This window comes from Shewanella yunxiaonensis (assembly GCF_018223345.1).
GTDB lineage: Bacteria > Pseudomonadota > Gammaproteobacteria > Enterobacterales > Shewanellaceae > Shewanella > Shewanella yunxiaonensis.
Window position 1 is genome coordinate 1739789 of sequence record NZ_CP073587.1, and the last position, 13327, is coordinate 1753115.

General features: G+C 45.4%; 11 protein-coding genes. 5 read left to right on the top strand and 6 right to left on the bottom strand.

Translation table 11 applies throughout. The annotated features are described in order from the left end of the window. The first annotated feature begins 4 nt into the window (after positions 1-4). A complete protein-coding gene (gene fghA, locus KDN34_RS07980; RefSeq protein WP_324033598.1) occupies positions 5-847 on the top strand; it encodes an S-formylglutathione hydrolase in 843 nt (280 codons plus the stop codon). Between the two features lie 56 nt (positions 848-903). Here fghA and KDN34_RS07985 read toward each other — a convergent pair whose 3' ends face one another. From KDN34_RS07985 to ppsR, 3 genes are all read right to left on the bottom strand, one after another. Continuing rightward, entirely contained in the window at positions 904-1569 is a 666-nt protein-coding gene (locus KDN34_RS07985; RefSeq protein ID WP_212596337.1) for a response regulator transcription factor, read from the bottom strand. Between the two features lie 380 nt (positions 1570-1949). Further along, on the bottom strand, positions 1950-3014 hold the full coding sequence (locus tag KDN34_RS07990; protein WP_212596338.1) for a 3-deoxy-7-phosphoheptulonate synthase: 1065 nt from the start codon (positions 3012-3014) through the stop codon (positions 1950-1952). A gap of 186 nt (positions 3015-3200) precedes the next feature. After that, a complete protein-coding gene (gene ppsR, locus KDN34_RS07995; RefSeq protein WP_212596339.1) occupies positions 3201-4013 on the bottom strand; it encodes a posphoenolpyruvate synthetase regulatory kinase/phosphorylase PpsR in 813 nt (270 codons plus the stop codon). A 123-nt stretch (positions 4014-4136) separates the two neighbouring features. On the opposite strand from ppsR, the gene ppsA reads away from it, so the two are divergent. From ppsA to KDN34_RS08010, 3 genes are all read left to right on the top strand, one after another. Next, a complete protein-coding gene (ppsA, locus tag KDN34_RS08000) occupies positions 4137-6506 on the top strand; it encodes a phosphoenolpyruvate synthase (protein WP_212596340.1) in 2370 nt (789 codons plus the stop codon). A 98-nt stretch (positions 6507-6604) separates the two neighbouring features. Continuing rightward, complete coding sequence (ydiJ, locus tag KDN34_RS08005; protein WP_212596341.1) at positions 6605-9652, top strand: D-2-hydroxyglutarate dehydrogenase YdiJ; 3048 nt, start codon at positions 6605-6607, stop codon at positions 9650-9652. A 202-nt stretch (positions 9653-9854) separates the two neighbouring features. Next, positions 9855-10271: a MarR family winged helix-turn-helix transcriptional regulator gene (locus KDN34_RS08010; RefSeq protein WP_212596342.1), complete on the top strand. Its 417-nt coding sequence runs from the start codon at positions 9855-9857 to the stop codon at positions 10269-10271. A gap of 38 nt (positions 10272-10309) precedes the next feature. Here KDN34_RS08010 and KDN34_RS08015 read toward each other — a convergent pair whose 3' ends face one another. Further along, a complete protein-coding gene (locus KDN34_RS08015) occupies positions 10310-10642 on the bottom strand; it encodes a hypothetical protein (RefSeq protein ID WP_212596343.1) in 333 nt (110 codons plus the stop codon). Between the two features lie 185 nt (positions 10643-10827). Continuing rightward, positions 10828-11865: a Glu/Leu/Phe/Val dehydrogenase dimerization domain-containing protein gene (locus KDN34_RS08020; RefSeq protein WP_212596344.1), complete on the bottom strand. Its 1038-nt coding sequence runs from the start codon at positions 11863-11865 to the stop codon at positions 10828-10830. Positions 11866-12094: 229 nt separating this feature from the next. Here KDN34_RS08020 and KDN34_RS08025 point away from each other — a divergent pair, with 229 nt between their 5' ends. Beyond that, positions 12095-12529, top strand: a complete 435-nt coding sequence (locus tag KDN34_RS08025) for a DUF4826 family protein (protein WP_212596345.1) — start codon at positions 12095-12097, stop codon at positions 12527-12529. A gap of 54 nt (positions 12530-12583) precedes the next feature. Here KDN34_RS08025 and rnt read toward each other — a convergent pair whose 3' ends face one another. Continuing rightward, positions 12584-13252, bottom strand: a complete 669-nt coding sequence (gene rnt / locus KDN34_RS08030) for a ribonuclease T (protein ID WP_212596346.1) — start codon at positions 13250-13252, stop codon at positions 12584-12586. Positions 13253-13327: the final 75 nt, after the last annotated feature.

Here is a 13327-nt window from a genome sequence, read left to right on the forward strand (position 1 = left end):
AGGCATTATGCTGGAACATATCAGCAGTAATAAGTCGTTTTCAGGGTGGCACAAACAATATCGCCATCATTCGCGCGCGTTAAATTGTGACATGCGCTTTGCGATCTACTTACCACCTCAGGCGAATGAAAAGTCCGTTCCGGTATTGTATTGGCTTTCTGGACTCACCTGTACGGATGAGAACTTCATGCAGAAAGCGGGGGCACAGCGTGTTGCAGCGAGCTTGGGTATTGCAATTGTTTGTCCAGATACCAGTCCCAGAGGTGAAGCTGTCGCAGATGCTAAGGATGGCGCATATGATTTAGGACTTGGGGCGGGTTTTTATGTCAATGCCACACAATTGCCTTGGTCCAGTCATTATCGCATGTACGATTATGTGGTGTCGGAGTTACCGGAACTGATTGAACAACACTTCCCTGTAAGTGACAAACGGGCAATCGCCGGACACTCTATGGGGGGCCACGGTGCACTGACTATCGCCTTGAAAAATCCGCAACGTTACACCAGTGCCAGCGCATTTGCGCCGATTTGTCATCCGATTGCTTGCCCTTGGGGACAAAAAGCATTTACCGCTTATCTTGGTGACGATCGTGAACTGTGGAAGCAGTACGATACTGTCGAATTGCTTAAACAAAGCACCGCAGAATTGCCGTTAAAAGTTGATCAAGGCGAAAATGATAGCTTCTTAGCCGAGCAGTTATTGCCAGAAAGTTTGGTGATGGCAGCCCAAAAGGCTGGAATTGTCCTCGATTATCAGAGCCATGCGGGGTACGACCATAGCTACTACTTTATTGCGACCTTTATAGAGTCACATTTGCAATTTCACGCACAATATCTTGCTAAGTAGCGAATATTAATTGCAAAAAGGCTCCCCAAGGGAGCCTTTTTTACTGAAATGGATTACTAATTTAACTCAACTTTTTCCATATCTAGCTGCTGCAGCGCAATAACGGCTTGGGTGCGATTACGTACCCCAAGCTTACGGAAAATTGCCGTGGCATGTGCTTTGATAGTCGCTTCTGACACCCCCAGATCGTAGGCAATCTGTTTATTCAACAGACCTTCAGCAAACATCTGTAGCACGCGGTATTGCTGCGGCGTCAATTCAGACAACTTGCCGGCCATTTTTTCTGTATCGTTGTCGTCGTTAATTTCTATCAGCTCGATACCAGCAGGTAACCAGATATCTCCCATCATTACATCAGTAATGGCGGCCGTGAATGTTTCCATAGAGGCTGACTTGGGAATAAATCCGGCACTTCCATAATGCAACGCCCGACTAATCGTCGCGTTATCTTCGTGCGCAGAAATAATAATGACGGGGAGTTCAGGGTAGTGAGATCGTAAATGAATCAGTGTGGAATAGCCGTGTGAACCTGGCATCTGCAAATCCAGCAATACCAGATCGTAATTGGGCTGTTCGGCATCTAATAGTTGTTGTAATGCATCGGCACTGTCGGCTTCAAACCATTGAGTATTGTTGAATCCTGGAGTCAGTGCTTGTCTTAATGCGTTACGAAATAACGGATGATCGTCGGCAATGATGATGTTCAGATTTTCTGGCTTCATGGCAGTTATTCTTTAGTGTGCGCACATGTAAGTGCAACCACTGTAACAGAAAACGAAAAGTATTTCCTATTGCTTTATCAAGCAGTAAGAGTCTGTAATAACAACTTAGACTTTAGTTGAGTTTGTTCTTTAAAGAAAGGTTTTTATGAATTGAGCACACTGTTTGAGGATGACTGAAATATCGCGATAACGGTTGCTGAAGAAAAATACCTTTGAAACCGGGTTCAGTAATCGACAACCGCATCATCATGGCTATGCAATTAATCGATGCGATTGATAAACAGATGAATTAACCTGAGTTGCAGCATTATTTCGAAATTGAAAAATAAAGATAAAAGCCTGACATTAACGCTAGGCTCTTGGTGAAACGCGGTATTCTATTATTTCTGCAACTTTAAACGCCGGGTTCTGGCTGCATCGGCTAACGCCATTATCAAGCGCTCCGAATCTTCCCAGTTGAGACAAGCATCGGTGATACTTTTGCCATAAACTAATGCCTGGCCAGGTATTACCTGTTGACTGCCTTCTTCAATAAAGCTTTCGATCATCACGCCTGCAATGGCCGTTGAACCTGAACACAACTGCTGCATGATATTATCAGCCACTTCAAGTTGTTTACGGTACTGCTTTTGGCTGTTGCCATGACTGAAATCGATAATAATACCTGAGTGGATCCCCACTTCTTCAAGCTTAGCTTTGGCTTCGTTAACGTACTCTTCAGTATAATTGGGCGACTTGCCACCCCGTAAAATGAGATGGCCATATGGATTACCGTGGGTGCGGTATACCGACATATAACCATCTTTATCGGGTGAGTAAAATATATGTGGAACTCTTGATGCACGTACTGCATCTACCGCTATTTTAACATTACCATCGGTGCCGTTTTTAAAACCCACAGGACAGGAGAGGGCTGATGCCATCTCACGATGGATTTGACTCTCGGTGGTTCTGGCACCAATGGCACCCCAGGTAATAAGATCGGCAATATATTGCCCGTTCACCATATCAAGAAACTCGGTAGCGATAGGTAGTTTCAATTCAGTGATACGCTGCAGTATCTGTCGGGCCATGCGTAGCCCTTTATTAGGACTAAAACTGCCATCCAGGTCTGGGTCGGAGATAAGCCCTTTCCAGCCTACAATTGTTCTGGGTTTTTCAAAATATACTCGCATCAGGATACAAAGATCCTCTTTGAGTTCGTGATGTAATTTCGCTAAACGCTGAGCATAATCCAGGGCGGCATCGGTATCATGGATTGAACAAGGTCCAATAATTACCAATAACCGAGGGTCATTACCTTCAATGATGGCGGCAACTTCATTGCGTTGTTGTAAAAGGTAATCCGCGGCTTCCTGAGTGAGAGGGTACTCAGAGGCGAGTTGCGAAGGTGAAATCACCTTACATAATAAGGATGAGCGTAATTCGTCTGTTTTAATTGTCATAGGTACTACCACAGAACTAAAAGTGATTATGGATCTTATTATTGGACGTTAACGACTTGTAAGTCGTTAACGTCTATTTTTTGCATAATGACAGATAAATTCAAAGTTGTAACTAAATAACAGTTATAAAAGATGGCTAGTTTTTAACAATATCCAGATCATTTTGGCCAAATTTATGATAAATCCTTAAAACATATGGCGTTCTAATCCTATCGTATCGAGGATCTTTGTCGCAATTTCTTCAACGGACTGGTGGGTGGTATCAATGTAAGGAATTTTCTCTTTACGAAACAACATTTCGACTTCCTTGACTTCTACACGACATTGTCTCAACGAAGCATAACGGCTGTTTTCTAGTCGACTTTCACGGATTTCATGTAAGCGAGCGGGATCTATGGTTAATCCAAATAGCTTATGTTTATTTCTTTTTAGCACTTCTGGTAACTTAAGATTATCCATATCCTCTTGAATAAAAGGATAATTTGCTGCTTTAACCCCAAACTGCATAGAGAGATATAAGCTAGAGGGTGTTTTCCCACAGCGTGACACTCCCACCAGAATAATATCGGCCTCATCCATATGTTTCAGCGTTTGGCCGTCATCGTTCTCCATAGCGAAATTAATTGCCTCAATACGGGCATCATAACTTGCATTTAACATACTATGAGTTCGGTGCATGCTTGGCATGGCCTGCACTCCTAGCTGACTTTCCAGTGGCGCCACAAAGGTATTCAAAAAATCATAATCCAGCCCCTCGCTGGAATAAATGATGTCGCGGATCTCCGATTTAACAATTGAATGGAAGACTAAAGGACGCTGTCCTGTTGTAATAAAACTATCATTAATAAGTTTTTTTACAGCCTCAGCTTTGACAATTGTTTCCACAAATGGAATCGTAACTGAATCAAATTTAAGGGGAAATTGGGAAAGCACCGCATGTCCAAACACCTCTGCCGTGATGGCAGTACCATCCGAAATATAATACACTTTTGGTGCCATACCTACCTCATGTAGTAATTAAATTACAAACAAAATTATACATTTACGCTCTTTTCTGTGAAGTGTAAAATGCTTGGGCCCCATTTTGAAGGGCCACTTAAATAAACTTGCGGAGATAGAACTGTGCAGCAATATGTACTCTGGTATCAGGAATTAGGCATGGAGGATGTCAGCAAGGTTGGCGGTAAAAACGCTTCCCTTGGTGAAATGATAAGTAACCTGGCCAACGCCGGTGTTCAGGTACCCGGCGGCTTTGCGACCACCTCTTACGCTTTCAATCAATTTCTCGAGCAAAGCGGAGTCAACCAAAAGATATATGACATTCTGGACACATTGGACGTTGATGATGTCAATGCATTGGCAAAAGTTGGTGCACAAATAAGACAATGGGTCATAGAAACACCTTTCCAACCTGAGTTGGAACAGGCTATCCGGGATGCCTATGACAAATTGGCCGCTGAAACAACTGAAGCGTCTTTTGCCGTTCGTTCATCAGCTACTGCAGAAGACATGCCCGACGCATCTTTTGCTGGTCAGCAGGAAACCTTCCTGAACGTTAAAGGTTTTGATGCTGTACTGGTAGCAATTAAACACGTTTATGCTTCTTTATTTAACGATCGTGCAATTTCTTACCGTGTGCATCAGGGCTATGACCATCGCGGTGTTGCTCTGTCAGCTGGCGTACAGCGCATGGTGCGTTCTGACAAAGCAGCTTCAGGTGTAATGTTTACCATCGATACCGAATCCGGTAACGATGATGTGGTATTTGTGACCTCCGCATTTGGTCTGGGTGAAATGGTAGTACAGGGCGCGGTTAACCCTGATGAGTTTTATGTTCACAAGCCAACTTTGAAGGCCGGTCATCAGGCGGTGGTTCGCCGTAATATTGGTAGCAAACTGATCCAGATGGTTTACTCCGATGACCAGTCTCATGGTAAGCAGGTGAAAATCGAAGATGTTGCGCCAGAAAAACGCCGTCAGTTCTCTATCACCGATGAAGAAGTGATGGAGTTAGCTAAACAAGCACTGATTATCGGCGATCACTATGGCCGTCCAATGGACATCGAATGGGCGAAAGATGGTAACGATGGCAAGCTATATATTGTGCAAGCTCGCCCCGAAACTGTTCGTTCTCGTGAAGATGTGCAGACCATTGAGCGCTACCACCTGAAGACTCGTGGTGAAGTGATCTGTGAAGGTCGCGCTATCGGTCACAAGGTCGGTGCCGGTGTCGCTAAAGTGCTGCATTCACTGGACGAGATGGATAAAATCCAGCCTGGCGATGTTTTGGTAACCGACATGACTGACCCAGATTGGGAACCAATCATGAAACGCGCCAGTGCGATTGTGACTAACCGTGGTGGCCGTACTTGTCACGCAGCAATTATCGCTCGTGAACTTGGCGTGCCTGCTGTTGTTGGTTGTGGTGATGTAACTGACAGAATCAAAAATGGTGAAGAAGTCACTGTCTCCTGTGCTGAAGGTGATACCGGTTACATCTACAAAGGCAAACTGGAATTTGACATGGTTTCTAGTCGTGTAGATGCCATGCCTGAACTGCCAATGAAGATTATGATGAACGTAGGTAACCCCGACCGTGCATTTGATTTTGCGCGCTTGCCTAACGCAGGGGTTGGCTTGGCACGTTTGGAATTTATCATCAACCGTATGATTGGTATCCATCCAAAAGCATTGTTGGAATTCGATCAGCAAGATGCTGCACTGAAAGCCGAAATCGAAGAGATGATTGCCGGTTATGGTTCTCCGGTTGAATATTATGTGGCCCGTCTGACTGAAGGTATCGCTTCTATTGCTGCAGCGTTCTATCCGAAGAAAGTGATTGTGCGTATGTCTGACTTCAAGTCTAACGAATATGCCAACTTGATCGGTGGTGACCTTTATGAACCTGACGAAGAAAACCCAATGTTAGGTTTCCGTGGTGCTAGCCGTTACGTGTCAGAATCTTTCCGCGATTGTTTTGCACTGGAATGTGACGCCATCAAGCGTGTTCGTAACGATATGGGATTGAAAAACGTAGAAGTGATGATCCCATTTGTTCGTACACTGGATGAAGGCCGCAAGGTTGTTGAACTGTTGAAAGAACAAGGTTTGGAACGTGGTAAAGATGGTTTGCGCGTTATTATGATGTGTGAAGTACCATCAAATGCGATTCTGGCTGACCAATTCCTGGAAATTTTTGACGGTTTCTCAATTGGTTCTAATGACTTGACTCAGTTGACTCTGGGTCTGGATCGTGACTCCGGCATCATCAGTCATCTGTTTGATGAACGTAACGAAGCTGTGAAAGCCTTACTGGCACTGGCAATAAAAGCCGCGAAGAAGAAAGGTGCTTATGTTGGTATTTGTGGTCAGGGTCCTTCAGACCATGCCGATTTTGCTGCTTGGCTGGTAGAGCAGGGTATTGATACCGTATCTCTGAACCCCGATACAGTAATCGATACTTGGTTATATCTGGCTGAAGCTCAAAGTTAACCGCTTCACAAATCTATAACAGCCTAGAAGAAGCCGCTTTTTAGCGGCTTCTTTTTGTTTATAATGGCTCGAAAACACATAAAAAAGTGAGAGAAGGAATGTTACCCCTGTTATCCCACCAGCAAGCACTGGAACCTGTTTATCTGGATTATCTGGCAGCACTGGAACAAGCCGGTTTTACCGGTGATATTGATAAACGATACAGTGCACGACTGGCGCAGGCGACAGACAACTCTGTATACCAGTTTTTGCCGCAAGCTGTGATATATCCACGGCACACAGTAGATGTGCAATTGGCGTTAAAAGTTGCATCAAAACCGGAATTTCAACAGGTGGTATTCAGTGCTCGTGGGGGCGGAACCGGGACCAACGGCCAGGCGCTCACTCATGGCATTGTGATGGATCTGTCTCGTTATATGAACCGCATTCTGGAAGTGAATGCTGAAGAAGGCTGGGTACGTGTCGAGGCGGGTGTCATAAAAGATGCACTCAATGATGCATTACGACCACATGGGTTGTTTTTTAGTCCGGATCTATCTACGTCCAATCGTGCAACCTTAGGCGGAATGATCAGCACTGACGCTTCAGGGGCAGGTTCATTAGTGTACGGAAAGACCTCAGACCATGTGCTCTCTCTCAAAAGCGTGTTGATTGACGGTAGTTTGTTGGAAACTGATCCGCTAAATGCCGAAGACATTCCTGAAGTTACTGATACGGCTTCATTAGGTGAAAAAGTCATTGCCGAAGTCGCTCATCGTTGCCGTGCAAAGCGCTCATTGATTGAAGCGCGTTTTCCCAAGTTGAATCGCTTCCTGACTGGCTATGATCTGAAAAATGTCTGGAATGAAGATCTTACACAATTCAATCTGTCTCGTATTCTTACTGGTGCCGAAGGCACTTTAGCGGTCGTCACCGAAGCTAAGCTTGACGTAACCCCGTTGCCGTCCAGTCGGTTACTGGTAAATGTAAAGTACGATAGTTTTCAATCAGCTTTGCGGCATGCCCCTGATCTGGTGAAGGCAAACGCAACAGTTGTAGAAACAGTCGATTCCAAAGTATTAAATCTGGCTCGCGAAGACATTATCTGGCACTCAGTTTCATCTCTCATTCAGGACGTTCCTGGAAAGGTGATTGACGGTCTGAATATGGTGGAGTTCGCTGGTGATGAAGCTAGCGTTCAGCAGCGGGCAGATGCCCTGACTCAAATCCTTGAACAACAAATTGCATCTGGTGAAAAAGGGGTCTTAGGGTTCCAGTTAACCAAAGATCTGCCGTCAATTAATAAGGTTTACGCGATGCGTAAAAAGGCTGTCGGCTTGTTAGGTGCGACTAAAGGTCGCCGTAAGCCAATCGCCTTTGCTGAAGATACGGCGGTCCCTCCGGAAAAGCTCGCGGATTACATTATGGAATTCCGTGCATTGCTAGACAGTCACCATCTGCAATATGGCATGTTTGGCCATGTTGATGCCGGTGTGCTGCATGTGCGGCCAGCGTTAGATATGTGCGATCCACATGATGAGCAACTGCTGCGACAAGTTTCTGATGAAGTCGCTGCACTGACGCGCAAGTATGGCGGCTTGATGTGGGGCGAACACGGTAAGGGGGTGCGCGGTGAATATGGGCCAGCGGTATTTGGTGACGAATTGTATGGTGAGTTGCAGGATATTAAGGGACTCTTTGATCCGCATAATCGCCTTAATCCAGGCAAATTAGTGGCTCCCAAAGATAGTGGCCCTATGCTGTATAACGTTGATAGTACTAAGCGCGGGAGTTTTGATCGGCAGATCCCGGTTAACGTACGTGACGCTTTTCCCGATGTGATGGATTGCAATGGTAACGGCTTGTGCTTCAACTACAGTCGTTTTTCACCTATGTGTCCTTCATTCAAAGTTACAGGTGACCGTATTCATTCACCAAAGGGCCGCTCAAGTTTGATGCGGGAGTGGTTACGATTGCTGGAAGCGGAAGGTGTTGATATTCCTGCGCTGGTCAAGGCTAAACCGCAGAGTGTGCTACAACGGTTGCAAAACACCTTGTCAAAAGATCGCGAATATGATTATTCCCACGAAGTTATGGAATCAATGAAAGGCTGCTTGGCATGTAAAGCTTGTTCCGGCCAGTGCCCCGTGAAAGTGGATGTCCCCAAGTTCCGTGCGCAGTTTTTTAGTATTTATTACCAGCGCTATATGCGCCCAGCAAAAGATTATTTAGTGGGCAGCATAGAAGACTCTGTGCAATTAATGGCGAAGGTACCTAAATTATCGAACTTCGCAGCGCAGAATCCGCTTAGCAAGTGGGTGATAAAAAAGGCGTTGGGTTATGTGGATGCGCCTGCATTATCGGTCCCTACGCTGAAAGAGCTGCTGGACGCGCATTCTTGCCGGGGTTATGACCTTAATGCGTTGTCGGCTATTCCTCATGAGCAAAGACAAAACTATGTGTTAGTTGTGCAGGATCCTTTTACGACATTCTATGATGCTGAATTGGTCTACCACTTTATTCGGTTAGTTGAACAATTGGGATTCAAGCCAGTGTTGTTGCCATTTAAACCGAACGGCAAGCCAGCTCACATAAAAGGTTTCTTAGACAAATTTGCGAAAACAGCACAGTCTGCTGCGGATTTTCTTAATCAGTTAGCGTCGTTGGGCATTCCAATGGTGGGAGTTGATCCAGCATTGGTGTTGGTTTACCGCGACGAATATAAAGTAGAATTGGGTAAAAATCGCGGAGACTTCCAGGTGTTGCTGTCTAATGAATGGCTGCTGCAACAGCTGGAAAAATTGCCAAAATTGCCTGAAACTAGCAAAAGCTATACGTGGTTCAGCCACTGTACTGAATCCAGTGCGAAACCCGCGACCCCGAAGGATTGGCAGACATTATTCGCCAGATTTGGTGCCAAGATGGATAGTATCAATCTTGGGTGCTGTGGTATGGCGGGTACTTACGGCCATGAAATCGAAAACCTGGAACGTTCAAAGGCCTTGTATGAAATGTCATGGGAAGAGGCGATTAACAGTATTCCGCATGAACAGATCTTGATTTCTGGCTACTCATGTCGCAGTCAGGTGAAGCGTTTGTCCGGATTCCGCGCTAAACATCCGGTAGAAGCGTTACTGGAACTGCTTATTCAACAGAAAGCACAGTAATATCAAAACATTAAAGCCGGACTGATGAAGCATTTGCTTTCTCCGTCCGGTTTTTTATTGGAATATCATCAAAATTTTTCTTTTGTATATAAAACAAAGTGCTTTGCTGTTCATGACATCGAATTAATCTGTACCCCTAGTGAAATATGTCGCGGATGGTAGTATTAATAAAGTACCGACCCCGAAGTACAGGAGGTGTTGTTTGAACCGCAATGAAAGTTTGGCCTATCTGGTATCGCACCTTAACCTTGACTTGCAGAACGAACTGGATAGCCGCCTGAAGTATTATCAGATTGATATCAAGCTCTGGCCTGTGTTGTTTGCGCTGTGGCAGGAAGAAGGGATAAGTCAGACAGAGTTGTCACGGCGATGCGACGTGGCAAACTACACTATGACACGATTACTTGACCAACTGCAGGGGCTTGGCTTGATTGTTCGTCATCAGGAGGAGGATAACCGTCGCACCTTTCTGATCTATCTGACCGATCAGGCTAAGGCGATGGAACAGGATTTAATCCGTGAAGCGGAGCGGGTTAATGAGCGTTTTTTGGAAAAGCTGGACGAGCAGGAAAGAGCGATGTTGATGGCATTGCTTAACAAAATCAATCACCGGGAATGACACTTATCATCCCGGTCTGTTCCGAGCTGTGTTGACACTTAGATATAAGCAAATAACAAACAAGATAGTCCCGCTAGTAACAACAACTGATAACCGTAGAGATACTTGTTCGCTTCAGAGTGTTTAAGGCTGGCAATCAGCTGCTCTTGCCGATAGATACGACATAATGTTTGATTGCAGGTCGGATCAGAAATCAACTGACAACGGCAACACTCACCATTACTGAGTTGAAATCGGTGTTCGCTTTGGGGCGAAAAACTGAACTTTCGTGATACCACCTGGCCATCTACACATAACTGCTCCAATCCAGTCCAGTCGCTGGCTTGTAGCTCGACCAAATGTTGGTTCACATCGTAGCTGAAACGTACCATCCTCATAGCTCCGTCAGGGGGACGATAGTGTTAAGTGAAGCAGACGACAAACAGCTTTGCCATTAACAGCAAATGAACTTTATATTGCATGGTGTTATCTGGTTGGAACGGATAGGAAAATTTTCTGGTCAAACCAGCATCCGGCACCGTGCGTGGAACGTGTGCCGGGATCTAAGAAAGTGACATTAACCTGCAGCGTGATTGATGATATTGCGCGCCATTTCATCCGCTATTTCAGCTGTCGGGCGGTTTTGTTCGTCCGCCTTTTGAAAAATAGTCAATAAAGTATCGTAAATCTGTTCGACTTTAGCGGTGGCCTGCTTAACATCATAATTGCTTTCAAATGAAACGTTAATTATTCCGCCGGCATTGATCACATAGTCCGGAGCGTAAAGAATGCCCTGTTGCTTAAGTTGCTCGCCGTGCCGCGGTTCTGCCAACTGATTATTGGCACATCCAGCGACTATTTTGGCCTTCAGTAATCGCAACGTAGCGTCATTGATGGTGGCACCTAAGGCGCAGGGGGCATAAATATCCACATCTTGATCATAGATTTCTTGCGGAACAACGCTGATAGCATTGAACTCTTGAGCCACTTTCTCCAAAGCTTGTTGGTGAATATCAGTAATGATAAGTTCTGCGCCTTCCTGATAAAGATGTCGGCACAGATGATATCCAACATGACCTATCCCTTGAACCGCCACCTTTAGCCCTTTAACATTGTCGCGTTTGAACTGATGCTTAACCGCGGCTTTAATGCCAAGAAATGTCCCTAATGCCGTAAAGGGAGATGGGTCTCCGCTTTTCCCCTCCAATCCAGCGACATAAGGCGTTTCTTCACTGGCAATTTTAATATCGGCTGGTGATGTACCCACATCTTCTGCAGAGTAGTAACTGCCGCCAAGCTTGTTAACAAACTTTCCGAACGCACGAAACAACGCTTCTCGGTTATCCGTACGACTGGGATCCGCAATAATAACGGCTTTGCCACCCCCCATAGCTAATCCGGCGAGCGCATTTTTATAAGTCATGCCTTTCGAAAGCCTTAATACGTCGGTAAGGGCTTCGTCATCAGAGTGATAGTTCCACATACGACAGCCACCGAAGGCTGCGCCAAGGTGGGTGTTGTGTACGGCGATAATGGCCTTTAGACCACTAGCTTCATCATGACAGAACACCACCTGTTCATGTCCGTCATAAGCGGGATGATTAAATACAGCCAAGGTGCTTCTCCAAAGTGATATTTGAATATATGCCCCATCGTTGCAGGGCTTTTGTTGTGATATTGCATTCAGAACGATAGCATCCACTACTTAAGCCAACAAAGTAGGCGAGCAGAACACTATATCAGTGACTGGAAATATACCTTTCCAAGTTGGTACTTAAAATGGACTGTCACCTTATGGCATGATCCGTTCTTTGAACTGCAACAGAAAAAGTTAAGGAAGAAGTATGACTGAGCCATCCGCCACACCAGATGCTGCTGCCCAAGAAGCTATGCGCACGCAGTGGGTCCGCGAGCAGTTTCAGAAAGCTAATCGCTTTTTAGCGGAAAAAGGTATTGTCCCGTCTAAAGTGATTGCGGAAGAATGCCGCTATTTAGCGCCATTGGTGGCCTTGTGGAAACTGGAATCAAGCATCCCCAGTAAAAAAACATACTGGGTGATAGGCGGCGATTTACCGGCTGACTTCATCGAAGTTACTGCGGCAAAGGACGCCAGAGAAGCAATGCGGCATTTCTCATTCAGGTGGCAGATGCAAGCTGAAGGTCTGCTACAGAGCTCTACTGTAGATGCGACGCAGGAAAAATTTGCACAACTATTAATCTCCCGCGCTGAAAGTTTGTATCAATTACAAAATGACGATAGTTTCTGGCAACAAAACTGATTAGCCAAATAAAACACCCGCAATTGCGGGTGTTTTCACTTTATTGAACTGATGTTATGCCGCGTGTTCGTCTTCGTCACTCTGTTCATCATTTTCGACCGGCCAGCCACCAAGGGCTTTCCAGCGATTTACGATATAACAAAATAATTCAGCAGTACGTTCAGTATCATACAATGCTGAATGTGCTTCTTTATTGTCAAAAGCTATTCCTGCAAGAGAACATGCTTTAGCCAATACCGTATGGCCTAATGCCAATCCAGCAAGAGTTGCAGTATCGAATGTTGCAAACGGATGGAAGGGGGAACGTTTGATCCCGGTGCGTTCGATGGCTTTACTGACAAAGCCATGATCAAATGCTGCATTATGCCCGACTAATATTGCGCGATGGCAACCTGTGTCTTTCAACCCTTTACGGATTGCCTTGAAAATTTCTTTAAAAGCTTCTGCTTCATCGACAGCGCCGCGGAGCGGGTTGTATGGGTCGATACCGTTAAACGCCAGTGCTTCTGGCTCAAGATTTGCGCCCTCAAATGGCGCTATATGGAAATGTACAGTTTTATCCACGACTAACTGCCCATTTTCGTCCATTTTTAATAAGGTGGCTGCAATTTCCAGTAGGGCATCAGTTGCGGCATTAAATCCCGCCGTTTCGACGTCTACCACAACCGGATAATACCCTCGAAATCGATATTTGAGCTGGTTACTCGAGGTAGGGTGACTCATGATATATCTCTATACAAATGCAAGGCGGGTATTATGCGCAATCGTGACAGGCGTGTCATGTCTGATTGCTGAATT

Bases quoted from the DNA above. Each gene is read 5' to 3' on its own strand.
- ydiJ (WP_212596341.1), top strand. From the start codon at position 6,605: ATGTTACCCCTGTTATCCCACCAGCAAGCACTGGAACCTGTTTATCTG.
- KDN34_RS07990 (WP_212596338.1), bottom strand. From the start codon at position 3,014: ATGACAATTAAAACAGACGAATTACGCTCATCCTTATTATGTAAGGTG.
- KDN34_RS07985 (WP_212596337.1), bottom strand. From the start codon at position 1,569: ATGAAGCCAGAAAATCTGAACATCATCATTGCCGACGATCATCCGTTA.
- KDN34_RS08015 (WP_212596343.1), bottom strand. From the start codon at position 10,642: ATGGTACGTTTCAGCTACGATGTGAACCAACATTTGGTCGAGCTACAA.
- KDN34_RS08025 (WP_212596345.1), top strand. From the start codon at position 12,095: ATGACTGAGCCATCCGCCACACCAGATGCTGCTGCCCAAGAAGCTATG.
- rnt (WP_212596346.1), bottom strand. From the start codon at position 13,252: ATGAGTCACCCTACCTCGAGTAACCAGCTCAAATATCGATTTCGAGGG.
- ppsR (WP_212596339.1), bottom strand. From the start codon at position 4,013: ATGGCACCAAAAGTGTATTATATTTCGGATGGTACTGCCATCACGGCA.